This is a genomic window from Arhodomonas sp. AD133 (genome assembly GCF_051195215.1).
GTDB lineage: Bacteria > Pseudomonadota > Gammaproteobacteria > Nitrococcales > Nitrococcaceae > Arhodomonas.
The window spans coordinates 13324-29800 of record NZ_JBNAZM010000036.1 but is presented as its reverse complement, the minus strand read 5'-3'; the positions used below and the strand labels follow the sequence as shown (position 1 = coordinate 29800).

16 protein-coding genes are annotated in these 16477 nt (G+C 66.9%); 10 read left to right on the top strand and 6 right to left on the bottom strand.

Annotated elements, in window-relative coordinates:
• Nucleotides 1-92 precede the first annotated feature (92 nt).
• From ACPEES_RS17005 to rluB, 5 genes are all read left to right on the top strand, one after another.
• Nucleotides 93-719, top strand: a complete 627-nt coding sequence (locus ACPEES_RS17005) for an L-threonylcarbamoyladenylate synthase (protein ID WP_435104770.1) — start codon at nt 93-95, stop codon at nt 717-719.
• A 130-nt stretch (nt 720-849) separates the two neighbouring features.
• On the top strand, nt 850-2067 hold the full coding sequence (locus ACPEES_RS17000) for a tryptophan--tRNA ligase (RefSeq protein WP_435104769.1): 1218 nt from the start codon (nt 850-852) through the stop codon (nt 2065-2067).
• Between the two features lie 12 nt (nt 2068-2079).
• Entirely contained in the window at nt 2080-2943 is an 864-nt protein-coding gene (locus ACPEES_RS16995) for a segregation and condensation protein A (protein ID WP_435104768.1), read from the top strand.
• On the top strand, nt 2936-3529 hold the full coding sequence (gene scpB / locus ACPEES_RS16990; RefSeq protein WP_435104767.1) for an SMC-Scp complex subunit ScpB: 594 nt from the start codon (nt 2936-2938) through the stop codon (nt 3527-3529). The genes ACPEES_RS16995 and scpB overlap by 8 nt, the downstream gene beginning before the upstream one ends.
• The gene (rluB, locus tag ACPEES_RS16985) at nt 3526-4359 is read left to right on the top strand and encodes a 23S rRNA pseudouridine(2605) synthase RluB (protein WP_435104766.1); all 834 of its coding nucleotides are present in this window, start codon (nt 3526-3528) and stop codon (nt 4357-4359) included. Before scpB ends, rluB begins: the two co-directional genes overlap by 4 nt.
• Before the next feature lie 86 nt (nt 4360-4445).
• Here the strand turns inward: rluB and ACPEES_RS16980 are convergent, their stop codons facing one another.
• From ACPEES_RS16980 to ACPEES_RS16955, 6 genes are all read right to left on the bottom strand, one after another.
• Entirely contained in the window at nt 4446-4895 is a 450-nt protein-coding gene (locus ACPEES_RS16980; protein WP_435104765.1) for a hypothetical protein, read from the bottom strand.
• A gap of 113 nt (nt 4896-5008) precedes the next feature.
• The gene (locus ACPEES_RS16975) at nt 5009-5773 is read right to left on the bottom strand and encodes an SDR family NAD(P)-dependent oxidoreductase (RefSeq protein ID WP_435104764.1); all 765 of its coding nucleotides are present in this window, start codon (nt 5771-5773) and stop codon (nt 5009-5011) included.
• On the bottom strand, nt 5770-6639 hold the full coding sequence (locus ACPEES_RS16970) for a squalene/phytoene synthase family protein (protein ID WP_435104763.1): 870 nt from the start codon (nt 6637-6639) through the stop codon (nt 5770-5772). The genes ACPEES_RS16975 and ACPEES_RS16970 overlap by 4 nt, the downstream gene beginning before the upstream one ends.
• A 225-nt stretch (nt 6640-6864) precedes the next feature.
• Nucleotides 6865-7530: an HAD-IA family hydrolase gene (locus ACPEES_RS16965; protein WP_435104762.1), complete on the bottom strand. Its 666-nt coding sequence runs from the start codon at nt 7528-7530 to the stop codon at nt 6865-6867.
• A complete protein-coding gene (ubiG, locus tag ACPEES_RS16960) occupies nt 7527-8267 on the bottom strand; it encodes a bifunctional 2-polyprenyl-6-hydroxyphenol methylase/3-demethylubiquinol 3-O-methyltransferase UbiG (RefSeq protein ID WP_435104761.1) in 741 nt (246 codons plus the stop codon). The genes ACPEES_RS16965 and ubiG overlap by 4 nt, the downstream gene beginning before the upstream one ends.
• Before the next feature lie 10 nt (nt 8268-8277).
• Entirely contained in the window at nt 8278-9600 is a 1323-nt protein-coding gene (locus ACPEES_RS16955; RefSeq protein WP_435104760.1) for a TRZ/ATZ family hydrolase, read from the bottom strand.
• Nucleotides 9601-9733: 133 nt separating this feature from the next.
• On the opposite strand from ACPEES_RS16955, the gene mtnA reads away from it, so the two are divergent.
• The 5 genes from mtnA to ACPEES_RS16930 all read left to right on the top strand — a co-directional run bounded on the left by mtnA (nt 9734) and on the right by ACPEES_RS16930 (nt 16465).
• Nucleotides 9734-10795 (top strand): S-methyl-5-thioribose-1-phosphate isomerase, encoded by a 1062-nt coding sequence (gene mtnA, locus ACPEES_RS16950; protein WP_435104759.1) that lies wholly within the window; start codon nt 9734-9736, stop codon nt 10793-10795.
• On the top strand, nt 10792-11352 hold the full coding sequence (locus ACPEES_RS16945; RefSeq protein ID WP_435104758.1) for a peptidylprolyl isomerase: 561 nt from the start codon (nt 10792-10794) through the stop codon (nt 11350-11352). Before mtnA ends, ACPEES_RS16945 begins: the two co-directional genes overlap by 4 nt.
• Nucleotides 11353-11574: 222 nt before the next feature.
• A complete protein-coding gene (gene gyrA, locus ACPEES_RS16940) occupies nt 11575-14124 on the top strand; it encodes a DNA gyrase subunit A (RefSeq protein WP_435104757.1) in 2550 nt (849 codons plus the stop codon).
• 46 nt (nt 14125-14170) lie between these two features.
• A complete protein-coding gene (serC, locus tag ACPEES_RS16935; RefSeq protein WP_435104756.1) occupies nt 14171-15253 on the top strand; it encodes a 3-phosphoserine/phosphohydroxythreonine transaminase in 1083 nt (360 codons plus the stop codon).
• Nucleotides 15254-15295: 42 nt separating this feature from the next.
• A complete protein-coding gene (locus tag ACPEES_RS16930) occupies nt 15296-16465 on the top strand; it encodes a phosphoglycerate dehydrogenase (protein WP_435104755.1) in 1170 nt (389 codons plus the stop codon).
• The last annotated feature ends 12 nt before the right edge of the window (nt 16466-16477 follow it).

Sequence of the window (16477 nt, the reverse complement as noted above, 5' to 3'; positions counted from 1 at the left end):
GCCATTACACTGCGGAGGCAGCCAATGTGAAAGACCGTGCGTCAGTGGCCATCGCCAGCGGCGCCGCGGTAGCCCGACTGTGAGGAGGGGCGATGAGTCAATTCTTCCAAATCCATCCCGAGACGCCACAGCTTCGACTGGTGCGTCGCACCGCAGAGGTTCTGCAGGCAGGCGGCGTGATCGTCTACCCCACGGATTCCACCTACGCGCTTGCCTGCCGGATGGGCGAGAAGGACGCCATTGACCGCATTCGCCGGATCCGGCACCTGGACGACCGCCACAATCTCACACTCGTCTGCCGGGACCTCTCCGACATCGGGGTCTACGCGCGGGTGGAGAACAACACTTTCCGGCTGCTGAAGGCGCATACACCCGGCCCTTTCACCTTCGTGCTGCCCGCCACCAGCGAGGTGCCGCGACGGCTGCAGCATCCCAAGCGCAAGACCATCGGCATTCGCGTGCCCGCCCATCGGGTTGCCCAGGCCGTTCTCGGCGAGGTGGGTGAGCCGCTGATCTCCACGTCGCTGATGTTGCCCGGCGAGGAGCTGCCCATGACCGATGCCGAGCTCATTCGCGAGCGTCTCGGCAGTCAGGTGGATGCCGTGGTGGATGGTGGCCCCGGTGGTATGCAGCCCAGCACTGTGGTGGATCTCACCGGCAGTGCGCCGGTGATCGTGCGTCGCGGGTCGGGGGATCCTTCCCTGTTCGAGGCGGCCTGAGGGTGGTGAGGCCGTCGGCAGTTGCGGCGCATGCCGTGTTCGGGGGCGGTCGCCGAGTGGCGCTGCGTGGGGCGGCCGCGACAGGTATCATGGTCACCCCATTGGCAGGCGAGTATCGCAAGGAGGGACGTTGACTAGCCACGATACGCGGCGCGCGCGCGTGCTATCGGGCATGCGCCCGACGGGGCCGCTGCACCTGGGGCACTACCACGGTGTGCTCAAGAACTGGGTGCAGCTGCAGCACGAGCACGAGTGCTTTTTCTTCGTCGCCGACTGGCATGCGTTGACCACCGCTTACGACGAGCGCGAGATCATCGCGAACAACGTCTGGCACCTGGTCATCGACTGGCTCGCCTGCGGCGTCAACCCGTCACTGGCGCAGGTGTTCATCCAGTCCCGGGTGATCGAGCATGCCGAGCTGCACCTGATGTTGTCCATGGTCGCGCCGCTGGGCTGGCTCGAACGCGTCCCCACGTACAAGGATCAGATCGAGAACCTGCGCGAGAAGGATCTGGCCACCTACGGCTTTCTCGGTTATCCGGTGCTCCAGAGCGCCGATATCCTCATGTACAAGGCGACCGCGGTGCCTGTGGGCGAGGACCAGGTCTCGCACGTGGAGCTCACCCGGGAGCTGGCACGGCGGTTCAACTACATCTTCGGCCGCGAGCCGGACTTCGCCGAGAAGGCCGAAGCGGCCGTACGCAAGATGGGTAAGAAGAACGCCAAGCTCTACCGCGAGTTGCGCCGGCGTTATCAGGAGCAGGGGGACGCCGAGGCGCTGGAGGTGGCCCAGGCACTGCTCGCCGATCAGCAGAACATCACGCTGGGCGACCGCGAGCGGCTGTTCGGCTATCTCGAGGGTGGAGGCCGCACCATTCTGCCGGAGCCGGAGGCCTTGCTGACCCCGGCGCCGCGCATGCCCGGACTGGACGGACGAAAGATGTCCAAGTCCTATGGCAACACCATCTTCCTGCGCGAGGAGCCGGACGAGGTGGACCGCAAGGTCCGGACCATGCCCACCGACCCGGCGCGGGTGCGCCGCAGCGATCCCGGCGAGCCTACCAAGTGCCCGGTGTGGGATTTCCACAAGGTGTACTCGGATCAGCGGACGCAGGAATGGGTGCTCGAAGGGTGCCGCTCGGCGGGTATCGGCTGCCTGGAGTGCAAGCGGCCGGTGATCGACGCGATCCAGGCGGAGCTTGCGCCCATTCGCGAGCGCGCGCAGGAGCTCGAGAGCGATCCGGAGACCGTGCGCAATATCGTCAACGAGGGGTGCGACGGAGCGCGTTCGGTGGCTCGTGAAACCATGAAAGAGGTACGTTCGGCCGTTGGCCTGGACTACCGCTAGCCTGGGCGCACGATGACACAGGCCTCCTCTTCGGAGACCGTGGAGACGGCGGCGGAGGCGCTCGCCCGGGTGCGCGGCGAGCCCGTTACGCAGCTGCCGCAGGATCTCTACATTCCGCCGGATGCGCTGGAGGTGTTCCTGGAGGCCTTCGAGGGGCCGCTGGATCTGCTGCTCTATCTCATTCGGCGGCAGAACCTGAATATCCTCGATATCCCTATCGCCGAGATCACCCGGCAGTACATGCAGTACGTGGAGCTCATGCGCGAGATGCGTCTGGAGCTCGCCGCCGAGTATCTGGTGATGGCCGCGGTCCTTGCCGAGATCAAATCGCGCATGTTGCTGCCACGGCCGCCCGCCGTCGAGGAGGAAGAGGCCGATCCACGTGCGGAGCTCGTGCGCCGGCTCCAGGAGTACGAACGCTTCAAGCAGGCCGCCGAAGACCTCGACGAGCTGCCACGCATCGCCCGCGACATATTTCCGGCAATGGCCGTGGCGCCGGATTATCGTGCGGAGCGCCAGCCGCCGGAGGTGAGCCTGCGCGAGCTCCTCGCCGCGTTCGCCGGCGTGATGGAGCGCGTGCGCATGCACAGCCACCACCAGATCCAGGAGGAGGCGTTGTCGGTTCGTCAGCGCATGGCCGACACGCTCGCCTCGCTCTCGGACGATCGGTTCGTGGCGTTCACCGGTTTGTTTGCGCCCGAAGAGGGTCGCGCCGGTGTCGTGGTGACGTTCCTGGCGGTGCTGGAACTGCTGAAGGAAGGTCTGGTGGAGCTCGTGCAGACCGAGCCATACGCTCCGATTCACGTGCGCGCCACCGGCGGGCGGAGCGACGATACGGGCCAGCCCGCCACGGAGGAAGAGAGCGACAGTGACTGAGCCGGCACTGAAGCACATTCTCGAGGGCGCGTTGCTGGCGGCTGGCGAGCCGCTGTCCGTCGAGCGTTTGCGCGGTCTGTTTCCCCAGGAGCGGGCGCCGACGCCGGCAGAGATCCGCCAGGCGCTGGCGACGCTGGCGCAGGATTACGAGGGCCGCGGCATCGAGGTGCGCGAGGTCGCGAGCGGCTTCCGCGTGCAGGTTCGCGAGGCACTGGGGCCGTGGGTCGCTCGCTTGTGGGAGGAGCGGCCGGCGCGGTATTCGCGTGCGCTGCTCGAGACCCTGGCGATCATCGCCTACCGTCAGCCCATCACCCGGGGCGAGATAGAGGATATTCGCGGGGTGAGTGTTTCGAGCTCGATCATGCGCACGCTGCAGGACCGGAACTGGATTCGCACTCTCGGTTATCGTGACTTGCCCGGGCGCCCCGCGATGTTCGGCACGACGCGTGCTTTTCTCGACTATTTCGACCTCAACAGCCTCGAGGAGCTGCCGACGTTGATGGAGCTGCGCGATCTCGATGGCGACGAGCACCCCGAGCTCGATCTGCGCCCGCCCGATGAGCCCGACAGCGGAGAGACGTCATGACAACGGCGCCAGCCACGGAAACAGAGAAGCTGCAGAAGGTCCTTGCCCGCGCCGGGCTCGGCTCCCGAAGGCAGATGGAGGCGTGGATCGAGGCAGGACGGGTACGCGTCAACGGCCGCGTGGCCGCCCTGGGGGATCGTGTCACCGGTGATGCCCGCATCGCCGTGGATGGACGGCCGCTGGCGCGCCGCGCCGCCTCTGTGCCGGAACGCCAGGTCATCGCCTACCATAAGCCTGCAGGCGAGGTCACCACACGTTCCGATCCCGAGGGGCGGCCGACGGTGTTCGCCCGCCTGCCGCGCCTCAAGCGTGGTCGCTGGGTTGCGGTTGGACGGCTGGACGTCAACACCTCGGGGTTGTTGCTGTTCACGACCGACGGCGAGCTGGCCAACCGTCTGATGCACCCGCGTCATCGATTGCCCCGGGACTACGCCGTGCGCGTGTTCGGCGAGGTGACGCCCGAGATGCTCGAGCGCATGATGCAGGGCGTCTCGCTCGAAGACGGCCGTGCTGCCTTCGAGAGTATCGAACCGCTGTCACCGGAGGATGATGCCGCCAATGAGTGGTACCGGGTGCGCCTGCGTGAGGGGCGTCGCCGCGAGGTGCGGCGCCTGTGGGAGTCCCAGGGTGTTCAGGTCAGTCGCCTAATCCGGGTGCAGTTCGGCCCCGTGCAACTGCCTCCCGGCCTGCGCCAGGGGCGGCACGTTGCCCTGAAGCCCGGCGAGGTCCGAGAGCTCTGCCGTCTGGTTGGGCTCGATGAAACGCCGACTACGCCGTCAGCGCAGAGGCAAAAGCGTAGCAGGGGCGGCCGCCCGCGGCGTCGCCGGTGATACGCCGGCCGGTAATGTCATCCCTTGGTTGTCGTCCTTGGCCCGTGTCCTCTGGCTGACGGGCCAAAACCGTGTCGCAAGGGCGGTTAGCCGGTGGCTTGGCGCTGACGTGGTTTGACGTTGTGGCGGATGTTGGCCACCCGTCCGCGCAGCTCATCGGGGATGGTGAGCTGGGTGTCCAGGAAGAGCACCAGGCGGTCCACGCCGTCGTTGGCTTCGTCGATGCGAAGCAGCTCGCGGCGGACGGTGGTGCGCTGGAGCGCGCCGCCGAAGTCCTGCAGGAGGTATACGCCGAAGTGGCGGCTCGCGCCGATATAGGAGAGTACTTCACCGGGCGTGCGGGTGCGCGGGATGAGGATGTGTTCCACCCCCAGGCGGGACAGCCCCATGTTCGGGCGCCAGTGATAGATGGCGCGGCCGGTGGTCAGGGTGAGGCGCTTGAACAGGGCGACCAGACGATCGCTTTCGCTGCTGTTGAGCAGCGCCATCCGATAGTTCGAGCGGATGATGGCGTCGAGAATGCGCGAGGCGTCCATGTGCGCGTCTCTCCCCTCTGGTCCTTAGGCCTATGACATTAGCACGCACTATACGCGCGGTGGGGCGGCTCTGACTGTGAAGGCGTTCAAGTTTGCGCCGGGTCAGCCAGGGCTCAGCCCGCGCAATCATACACGGCGGCCTGGGGAATGTCGCCCTCGACTGCGAGCAGCGGTAGCAGACGGCGTGCGACGGATTCCGGCAGCGGCAGGCCATCGGGATCCTCGGCCGCGTACGCCTGGCGGCGCAGCATGGTGTGCATGGGGCCAGGGTCGACGCTGGCCAGCCGCAACGGGCTGTCGTCGGGGAGCTCCGCGGCGAGCGTGAACATCAATCCCTCGAGTGCCCATTTGGATACGCCGTAGGCGCCCATGAAGGGCACGCCGGCGCGACCGGCCTCGTCGCTGATGAACAGCACCCGCGGTGACGGTGTTGCCTGCAGCAGTGGCAGGCAAGTCTGCAACAGCAGGAACGGGGCGTTGACGTTGACGTGCAGTGTACGAAGCCATGCCTGGGGCAGATAGTGTTGCAGCGGTGCCGGCTTGCCGAGCTCCGCGGCGTTGAGCACCAGCGCGTCCAGGCCGCCAATGCCGTCGCGCAGTCGGTCGGCGAGCTCCGCGTAGTCGTCCGGTCCGGCTCCGGCCAGGTCCATCGGGTAGATCGCCGGCTGAGGTCCGCCGACGGCCTCGATCTCGTCGTAAACGGCCTCGGCGGCGGGCACCGACCGTTCCAGCAGCACAACGGTGGCGCCGGCGGTGGCGGCGGCGAGCGACATGGCGCGACCGAGGCCGTTGCCGGCGCCGGTGATCAGGACGCGCCGGCCGGTGAGATCCGGCGCGGCGTCAACGGGGGGAAGCGGTGTGGCGGCGGATGGTTTCATGCGTGCGCTCCGTTTCTGCGATCGGCTGCGCGCTCGCGGCGGGCTATGCGCCAGGCGCGGTAGAGCTTGCGCAGGGGTGTCAGGTGGTGCCGCCGGGTGAGCACGGGCATGCCGTCGGCACGCAGGCGCCGCAGCAGGTGGCGATAGAGCTCGGCGTGCACGGTGATGGGCAGTAACCGGCGATGTTCACTGGCCGGAATACGCACCAGTGCGTTGGCGAGGAATTCCTCGACGCGGGCGGCCTGCTCGTCGAGAAAGCGCTGGGTGGTTGCATCGTTCGGTGCCGAGAGCAGGTGCTCGCGGTCGAGGCCGGCGGCGGCGAGCTCATCTTCCGGCAGATACAGCCGGCCGGCGTCCAGGTGGGGGCGCAGGCGCCGAATTATGCGCAGGAGTGCCAGCGCCATGCCCAGATCGTGCGCATAGGTAGCGCATTCATCCGCATCGCCGCCGCAGGCGGCCACGGCGAGGCGCACCGTGGCGCCACCTACGCGGTGGCAGTAGACACTGAGCTCGCGGAAGCTCGGGTAGGCGCCGTACTCCAGGTCCATTGCAACGCCGTCGAGGAGGGCGCCGATGTCTTCGCGGTCGAGTGCGCGGCGGGCATCCGCCGCGGCAAGTGCCTGGGTGACCGGGTGTTGTGCCTGGTGGTCCAGCGCCCGTTCGATCTCCTCCCGCCACCAGCCGAGCTTGGCGGCTGCGACGCCCGGATCCGAGACCGAGGCGGGAATGGCGGTGAGCTCCGCGTGCAGCGCATTGACCGCGAGCAGGTCGGCCCGGGTGGCTTCGTCAGGGGCGAAGAGCAGCGCGTAGTGGAGGCTCGACCCGGTGGGGGCCGCCTTGTCCCGGCAGTATTGCTGCGGCTGCATGACGGGTCCGGTGGCTTACGGTAACGGGCGCGGAGTATACCCGTCGGCCGCGGGTGCCGTAAGGGTTACGGCCGAACCTGTCGCAAGTGACGACGCGTGGTGCCGTGTAGCGGTATTTCGTTGCATTGTCTGAAGTACCCCGGCCTGGGTGCGGCGACGAGTCGTGGCGATGCCCGTGGCGAGGGAGGCGCGATGCCGTCCCGGCGAGGCCGGGGGCGTTCCTAACTAACGAGCCGCCAGCCAGTTGAGTACGTCCAATGGGTGGCCGATGAGACCGTCCGCGCCCCAGTGGGCCACCCGATCCTCGGCGTGGATGTAGCCGAACAGCGCGACCAGGGTGAGTGTGCCCGCGCGGCGCCCGGATTCCACGTCACGCTGGGCGTCACCGACGAACACACAATCCGCCGGGGTGAGAGCCATGTCCCGGCAGGCCTGCAAGACCGGGTAAGGGTTCGGCTTGCGCTTGGCGAGGTCGTCGCCGGTGACCAGGCAGGCGCTGCGGTTGGCGTAGCCGAGCTCCTCGACCAGCGGTCGCGTGAGCCAGCCAGGCTTGTTGGTCACGATGCCCCACGGGACCCGGCGCTCGTCGAGTGCTGCCAGCAACGTATCCATCCCCGTGAAAGCGCGGGTCTCCTGGTGCACGCGGTCGCGATAGATGGCAAGCAGGCGCTGGCGTAGCGGCTCGTACAGTGCGTCCTCGGGTTCGAGGTCGAAGCCGCGGCGCACGAGCGGGCCGCTGCCGTGGGAGACCACCGTGGCGAGTTGTTCCGGCCGCAATGGGGAGAGGCCGAGCTCGGCGCGCAGGTCGTTGAGGCTACCGACCAGATCGGGGGCGGTGTCGAGGAGCGTGCCGTCGAGGTCGAGGAGTACGGCGCGGGCGAGTGCGGTCATTGGTGGTATCGGTCCACAGGCCCTGACGGTTGCGCGCGGAACGCGGCCAGGTAGTTGACCCGCACGTCTTTGCTGCGACTGAAGCTGCGCGTGAGCGGGTTGTAGTGGACGCCGGTGAGCTCGGTGAGCGTCAGCCCCGGCTCCCGCGCCCACCGTGCCAGCTCCGAAGGGCGGATGAACTGACGGTAGTCATGGGTGCCGCGTGGCAGCAGGCCGGCGATGTACTCGGCTGCGACGACGGCGAGCACCCAGGCCTTGGGGTGGCGGTTGAGCGTGGAGAACACGACGGTTCCACCCGGGCGAACGAGTTCGCCACACGCCCGCACGATGGCTGCCGGGTCCGGCACGTGCTCTAGCATCTCCAGGCAGGTGACGACGTCGAAGCCGCCGGGTTGCTCGGAGGCCAGTGTCTCCGCCGCGCACTGCCGGTAGCTCACGCTGGCACCACTTTCCAGTGCATGCAGGCGCGCCACTTCCAGGCTCTGCGGGGCGAGGTCGATACCGGTGACGTGAGCGCCGCGCGCGGCCATGCCCTCGGCGAGCACGCCGCCACCACAGCCGACGTCTACGACAGTGCGGCCCGTCAGCCCGCCGGCAGCATGCTCGATGAACTCGAGCCGCAGCGGGTTCATTTCGTGGAGGGGGCGGAACTCGCCTTCCGGGTCCCACCAGCGTGCGGCCACGCGCTCGAACTTCTCGAGCTCGTGCGGATGGACGTTGTCACTCGCTTGCGGCATGGGTCGGGTGTCAGGCGGATGTTGCGGCAATCTTACCACGCCACTCCCGGACACGGGCGGTGATCTCCGCGGTATCCAGCGTGGTGAGTGTGCCGTCCTGGAGCACGGGGCGGCCTGCTATCCAGGCGTCGGAGACCTGGTGGCGGCCGGTGGCGTAGACGAGCTGCGAAATCGGATGATAGATGGGTTCGCTCTCCAGGGCGTCCAGGCGCACGCTGATGAGATCCGCCTCTTTGCCGGGCACCACGCTGCCAATACGGGCGTCCAGCCCCAGTGCCCGGGCGCCGCCGAGCGTGGCGGCCTCCAGCGCACGGAACGCTGGCAGGGCCGCGGGGTCGCGGGCGACACCCTTGGCGAGCATGGCGGCGGTGCGCAACTCCCCGAACATGTCCAGGTCGTTGTTGCTCGCGGCTCCGTCCGTGCCAATGGCGATGTTCACGCCGGCGGTGTCGAGCGTGCTGATCGGGGCCAGGCCGCTGGCGAGCTTCAGGTTGGACTCGGGGCAGTGCACGACGTGCACCCCGGTTTCCGCCACGCGATCGATCTCCGCGGGTTCCAGCTGGGTCATGTGCACGGCGATCAGGTTCGGCGACAGCAGTCCCAGGTCGTCCAGGCGTGCGATTGGGCGCTCGCCGCTCGACGACAGGCTCTGCTGGATCTCGTCTGCGGTCTCGTGGAGGTGAATGTGCACGGGCACGCTCAGCTCGTCGGCGAGTGTGCGCAATCGTGCGAGATTGGTCTCGCTTACCGTGTACGGCGCATGGGGCGCAAAGGCGGTGGTGATCAACGGATCGTCGCGCCAGTGGTCGTGTACAGCCAGGCCCTTGTCGATGTACTCGTCGGCGTCCGCGGCCCAGGCTGTGGGGAAATCGATGAAAATCATCCCCACCATGGCGCGCATGCCAGCCTGGCGGGCGACGCGTGCGGCGACGTCGGGGAAGAAGTACATGTCGCTGAAGCAGGTCGTGCCGCCGCGGAGCATTTCAGCGACCGCGAGCCGGGTTCCGTCGCGCACGTATTCCGGGCCGACATGGTGGGCCTCGGCGGGCCAGATGTGCTCGTTGAGCCAGGTCATCAGCGGCAGGTCGTCGGCGAGGCCGCGTAACAGGCTCATGGCCGCGTGCGTGTGCGCATTGATCAGGCCGGGCATGATCACCTCGCCCGGGCGCTCGCGCTCGACGCTGCCGCGGTAGCGCGCGCGTGCCTCGGCAGTGGGCAGCACCGCCTCGATGAGACCGTTGTGCACCACCACGCTGTGCTCCGCCAGACAGGCGCCCCGCGGCTCCACGGGCACGACCCAGCCGGCGTGTATGATCAGATCCACCGTGTCCATGCAGCCCTCCGATCAAGCCTCCGGCAAATGCGCGACAGTGTGCGACAATCGGACCCGGCATGTAAGGTTGGTCAGTCTCCCGGGGCAGCGATGCGACGCACTTGCGACCCGGGAGACTACTGGAGGTCCGCCATTGACCCTGGAGCGACATGACCGCGTACGCGCGGTGCAGTGGGACGACGCTGCCGGCGAGCTGGTGCTTCTGGACCAGCGCCGACTCCCCGTGGAAGTGGTTCACAAGCGTTGCCGGACTGCCGAAGCGGTGGCGGAGGCGATTGGCGCCATGGTCGTGCGCGGTGCGCCGGCGATCGGTATCGCCGCCGCCTATGGTGCGGTGCTTGCCGCGCGCGCCGGCACTCTGGCCGAGGGGCTGGAGATGCTGGCGGCCGCGCGGCCGACTGCGGTGAATCTGGGCTGGGCGGTGGCGCGCATGCGTGACCGGGCCGGCGCTGGCGCCGATGTGGACGGCCTGCTCGAAGAGGCGCGTACCATTCATGCCGAGGATCTCGCCGCCAATCGCCGCATGGGTGAGGTGGGCGCTGCGTACCTGGGCGACGGCTGCGGGGTGCTCACGCACTGCAATACCGGCTCGCTTGCGACGGCTGGTTTCGGTACGGCCCTCGGCGTCATCCGGGCAGGCTGGGCGGCGGGTCGCGTGGCGCGGGTATTCGCCACGGAAACCCGACCGTGGCTGCAGGGCGCGCGGCTGACGGCATGGGAGCTCCTCGCCGATGATATTCCCGTGGATGTCATAGCCGACGGCGCCGCGGCCGCGTTGATGCAAAGCGGTGGCGTACAGTGGCTGGTCGTCGGCGCTGACCGGGTGACGGCGAACGGCGATGTCGCCAACAAGATTGGCACGTACGCCCTGGCGCTCGCGGCGCGCGCCCACGGCGTGCGCGTCATGGTCGCGATTCCGAGCTCCACCCTGGACTTTGCGACAGCCAGTGGCGCTGATATTCCCATCGAGTACCGGTCCGCTGATGAGGTGCTAGGGTTTGGCGGGCAACACATCGCGGCGAAGGGCACCGGGGCCTGGAATCCGGTGTTCGACGTTACCCCGGCTGCGCTGGTGGACGTGCTGGTGACGGAGCGCGGGGCGGTAGAGGCCCCGAACCGAGAGCGCTTGCGCCGGCTGGGACACGCCGCCGGTGGCGATGTGGACGGGAGTTCGAGCAACAAGGAGACAGCATGAAGAAGGCACTTATGGCTCTGGCGCTGGCGGGCATGGTCACCGGCGGCGCTGCGGCTGCAGGCAACCCGCAAATCGTTTTCCACACGAGCAAGGGCGACATCCGCATCGAGCTCTATCCGGAGAAAGCGCCGGTTACCGTGGAGAACTTCCTCGGCTATGTGGACGACGGGTTCTATGACGGCACCATCTTCCACCGCGTCGTCCCCGGGTTCGTGATTCAGGGTGGCGGCTTCACCGAGGACATGGCACGCAAGCCCACGCGCGAGGCCATCGAGAACGAGGCGGACAATGGCCTCGAGAACGAGCGCGGAACCCTGTCCATGGCACGTACCCAGGCGGTGGACAGCGCCACCTCGCAATTCTTTATCAACCTTGCCGACAACGATTTCCTCGATCACGGCGAGCGCGGCTTCGGCTATGCCGTCTTCGCCCGCGTGGTCGACGGCATGGACGTGGTCGACGCCATCGCCGCACTGCCGACGGGCCGCTCCCACGGCATGGCCGACGTGCCGCGCGAGACCGTCGTGGTGGAGTCGGCGGGGCGGGTCGGCGGCTGATCCGGCTCCCGGGGCGCCCCACCGCGGGGCGCCCAATCTGTGCTAGGATGCGATGTTCCCGAACAGGCAGCGCTGATTGATCATTCGCCACCGCGCCTCGCCCGCTGACCGAGATCGGCTCGCGCGCGGCGGCTGATGAATCGATCGGCGCTTCATGAGGCCTCCGGCCCTCATCCGGAGCGCCGGGATCCGCGTTTCGAACAACCCGAGTGAGACCACCCGATGTCCAGCGTTGCCAAGGAGATACTGCCGGTAAACCTCGAAGACGAGATGCGGCAGTCGTACCTCGATTACGCCATGAGCGTGATCGTGGGCCGCGCCCTGCCGGATGTGCGTGATGGTCTGAAGCCTGTTCACCGCCGCGTGCTCTACGCGATGCGCGAGCTCGGTAACGACTGGAACAAGGCGTACAAGAAGTCCGCGCGCGTGGTCGGTGACGTCATCGGTAAGTATCATCCCCACGGTGACTCGGCGGTCTACGACACCATCGTGCGCATGGCGCAGGACTTCTCCATGCGCTACATGCTCGTCGACGGACAGGGCAACTTCGGCTCTATCGATGGCGATAATGCCGCGGCCATGCGGTATACCGAGGTGCGCATGGCGCGCATCGCCCATGAGCTGCTCGCCGACATCGACAAGGAGACCGTCGACTTCATCGACAACTACGACGGCTCCGAGTCCGAGCCGACGGTGTTGCCGACGAAGATCCCCAACTTCCTGGTCAACGGGGGGTCGGGCATCGCTGTGGGCATGGCCACCAACGTGCCGCCGCACAACCTCGCCGAAGTGGTCGACGCCTGCGTCGCGCTGATCGACGACGAATCACTCACCGTCGAAGATCTCATCGAGTACATCCCCGGCCCGGATCTGCCCACGGCGGGCATCATCAATGGTGTCTCGGGTATCCGCGAGGCCTATCGCACCGGCCGCGGACGCATGGTGATGCGCGCACGTTGCGAGTTCGAGGAAGATGCCAAGAACGGCAAGCCACGCATCGTGGTCACGGAGCTGCCTTACCAGGTCAACAAGGCGCGGTTGCTCGAGAAGATCGCCGAGCTCGTCAAGGAAAAGCGCATCGAGGGCATCACCGAGCTGCGCGACGAGTCCGACAAGCAGGGCATTCGTATGGTCATCGAGCTGCGTCGCGGCGAGGTGCCCGAGGTGGTGCTGAACAACCTCTATCAGCACACCCAGATGCAGACCGTCTTCGGCATCAACATGGTGGCGTTGCACCAGGGCCAGCCCAAGCAGCACAACCTGCGCGACGTGCTCGACGCCTTCCTGCGCCACCGCCGCGAAGTGGTCACCCGGCGCACGGTCTACGATCTGCGCAAGGCCCGGGAGCGTGCCCACGTGCTGGAAGGCCTGGCGGTCGCGCTTGCCAACATCGATGAAGTGATCGCGCTGATCAAGGCCTCGCCGGGGCCGGCCGAGGCCAAGCAGGCGCTGCTCGAGCGCCGTTGGGCGCCGGGCATGGTCACCGACATGCTCGAACGCGCCGGCGCCAGCGCTTCCCGCCCGGAAGGGCTGGATCCGGCGCTCGGTCTGATCGACGGCCAGTACCGGCTGTCCGAGCGTCAGGCCCAGGCGATTCTCGATCTTCGTCTGCATCGCCTCACCGGTCTCGAGCAGGACAAGATCCTGGAGGAATACCGCAATCTGCTGGCTACCATCGAGGATCTGCTCGATATCCTCGCCAGCAGTGACCGGTTGATGCAGGAGATCCGCAAGGAGCTCGTGGAGGTGCGCGAGCGCTATGCCGACGAGCGCCGCACCGAGATCCTCGTCGATCACGTGGACCTCACCACCGAAGACCTCATACCGCCGGAAGACGTCGTGGTGACGCTCTCCCACGGCGGCTACGCCAAGAGCCAGCCCCTGGACAGCTACCAGGCACAGCGCCGTGGCGGTAAGGGCAAGGCGGCGACGCGCATGAAGGACGAGGACTTCGTCGATCAGCTGTTCGTCGCCAATACCCACGACCACCTGCTGTGCTTCTCCAGCCGTGGCAAGGTGTACTGGCTCAAGGTCTACGAGCTGCCTCATGGCAGTCGTACCGCCCGCGGCAAGCCGGTGGTCAACCTGCTGCCCCTCGAGGAGGACGAACGCATCAGCGCGGTGCTCCCGATCCGCGAGTTCGACGACGAGCACTTCGTGTTCATGGCCACGCGTACCGGCACGGTCAAGAAGACGCCGCTGTCGCATTTCTCCCGTCCGCGCTCCACCGGCATCATCGCCGTGAACCTGGCCGATGACGACTACCTGGTGAACGTGGGCGTGACCGACGGTGAGCGCGAGATCATGCTGCTCACCGACGCGGGCAAGGCCATCCGCTTCGGTGAAGACGAGGTGCGCCCGATGGGGCGCACGGCCACCGGTGTGCGGGGTATTCGCCTGGAACCCGGGCAGTCGGTCATCCAGCTCATCATCCTCGGTGACGGTGACGTCCTCACCGCCACCGAGAACGGTTATGGCAAGCGCACCGCGGTCGCCGACTATCCACGGCGCGGCCGCGGCGGCATGGGCGTGATCTCGATTCAGACCTCCGAGCGTAACGGCCGTGTGGTCGGTGCCGCCCAGGTGGTTGACGGCGACGAGATCATGCTCATCACCAACGCCGGCACGCTGGTGCGCACACGCGTCGAGGAGATCTCGTGCGTGGGGCGCAATACCCAGGGCGTGAAGTTGATCCGCCTCGCCGAGGACGAGAGTCTCGCGGGCGTGGCGCGCATCGAGGCGTTGGATGGCGAAAACGGCGAGGAGGAATGACCCGCCGTTAACCGGTTTTCACTTCGAAAGCTTGCAGGAGCGAATGATGTCGCGAGTGTACAACTTCAGCGCCGGCCCGGGCGCGCTACCGGAGGAAGTACTGCAGGAAGCCCGTGAGGAGCTGCTGGACTGGCAGGGTTCGGGCATGTCCGTGATGGAGATGAGCCATCGCGGCAAGGAGTTCGTGGCGATCGCCTCCGAGGCGGAATCGGACCTGCGTGAACTGCTCGCTATCCCGGATAATTACCGGGTGCTCTTTCTCCAGGGCGGTGCCATGGGTGAGTTCGCGGCTGTTCCCATGAATCTCCTCCGCGGCCGCGGCTCGGCGGATTACGTCAACACCGGCAACTGGTCCAAGAAGGCCATCGCCGAGGCTCGCAAGTTCTGCGAGGTCAACGTCGTCGCCGAGGGCGGCAACGAGGACCCGATGACCATCCCGGCGTTCGACAGCTGGCAGCGCTCCAGCGATGCCGCGTATCTTCATTACACCCCCAACGAGACCATCAGCGGCCTGGAGTTTCACTGGACGCCGGATACCGGTGACGTGCCGCTGGTCGCGGACATGTCCTCGACCCTGCTCTCGCGCCCCGTCGACGTGTCCAAGTTCGGCCTGATTTATGCCGGCGCGCAGAAGAACATCGGTCCGGCAGGCGTGACCCTGGTGATCGTGCGCGAGGACCTGCTCGGTGGCGCGATGGCGGAGACGCCGGCAGTTTTCGACTACCAGAAGATGGCCGAGGCGGACTCCATGGCCAATACGCCGCCCACTTTCGCCTGGTACATGGCGGGGCTGGTGTTCAAGTGGCTCAAGCGCCAGGGCGGTCTCGAGGGCATGGCCGAGATCAACAAGCGCAAGGCCGACAAGCTCTACGCGGCCATCGATGGGTCGGACTTCTACCGCAATCCCGTGGATCCCGCCTGCCGGTCCTGGATGAACGTGCCGTTCGTGCTCGCCGACGAGTCGCTGAACGACACGTTCCTCAGCGAGGCGAAAGACGCCGGGCTTGCCACGCTCAAAGGGCACCGCAGCGTCGGCGGTATGCGGGCGAGCATCTACAACGCCATGCCCGAGGCGGGTGTGGATGCGCTCATTGACTTCATGAACGACTTCGCGCGCCGCCACGGTTGAGCCGGCGCCTGCGTCATTCGGAACGAGAGGAGCGACAAACGAATGTATAAGGTTCTCACGCTCAACAACATTTCGGCCAAGGGACTGGATCGGCTGCCGCGGGAGACCTATGAGATTTCCTCGGAGATGGTCCATCCCGACGGCATCATGCTGCGCTCGCACAAGATGCACGGCATGGAGCTGCCGGAAACCCTGAAGGCCGTGGCCCGCGCCGGTGCGGGCGTGAACAATGTCCCCGTCGACGAGCTCAGCCGCCGCGGCATCCCGGTGTTCAACACACCCGGGGCCAATGCCAACGCGGTCAAGGAGCTGGTGATCGCCGGCATGTTCCTCGCCGCGCGCAACATCTGCGAGGCCTGGTCGTTCGCTAATGGCCTCGCCGGCGACGACGCCGAGATGAACCGCGAAGCGGAGGCGGGCAAGAAGCGCTACGTCGGTTTCGAGTTGCCCGGGCGCACGCTGGGCGTCATCGGTCTGGGCGCGATCGGTGTGCTGGTGGCCAACGCCGCCCATGCGCTGGGCATGAAGGTTATCGGCTATGATCCGCAGATCACCGTGCACAGCGCCTGGAAGCTCGAAGCCAACGTGAAACAGGCGCACAGCGTCGAAGAGGTCATGTCGGAGTCCGATTTCGTGACGCTGCACGTGCCGCAGGTGGAGGCCACTCGCGGGCTCATCAACGCCGAGCGTTTGCGCCAGGTCCACGAAGGCGCGGTACTGCTCAACTTCGCCCGCGCTGGTATCGTCGACGAGGCAGCCGTGGTCGAGGCCCTCAACAACGGCTCGCTGCGCCGATACGTTTGCGATTTCCCGAGTAATTCGCTCAAGGGGCACGACAGGGTGGTGACGCTGCCGCATCTGGGCGCCTCGACCCACGAGGCCCAGGACAACTGTGCGGTGATGGCTGCCGATCAGCTGCGGGATTATCTCGAGACGGGCAACATCGTGAACTCGGTGAATTTCCCCGGCATGGTGCTGCCACGCAACGGCGCCGGCGACCGCCTGACCGTGGCGAACAGCAATGTGCCCAACATGCTTGGCCAGGTCTCCACGGCACTGGCGGACGCGGACTTGAACATCGACGATATGTACAACAAGTCCCGTGGTGAGCTCGCCTATACGGTGGTCGATATCAACGGCCGGATTCCCCGCGAAGTGGTCGACCGCATTCGTGCGATCGAGGGCGTGCTCTCCGTGCGGGTGATCGAATAGGGAGCGCCGCCG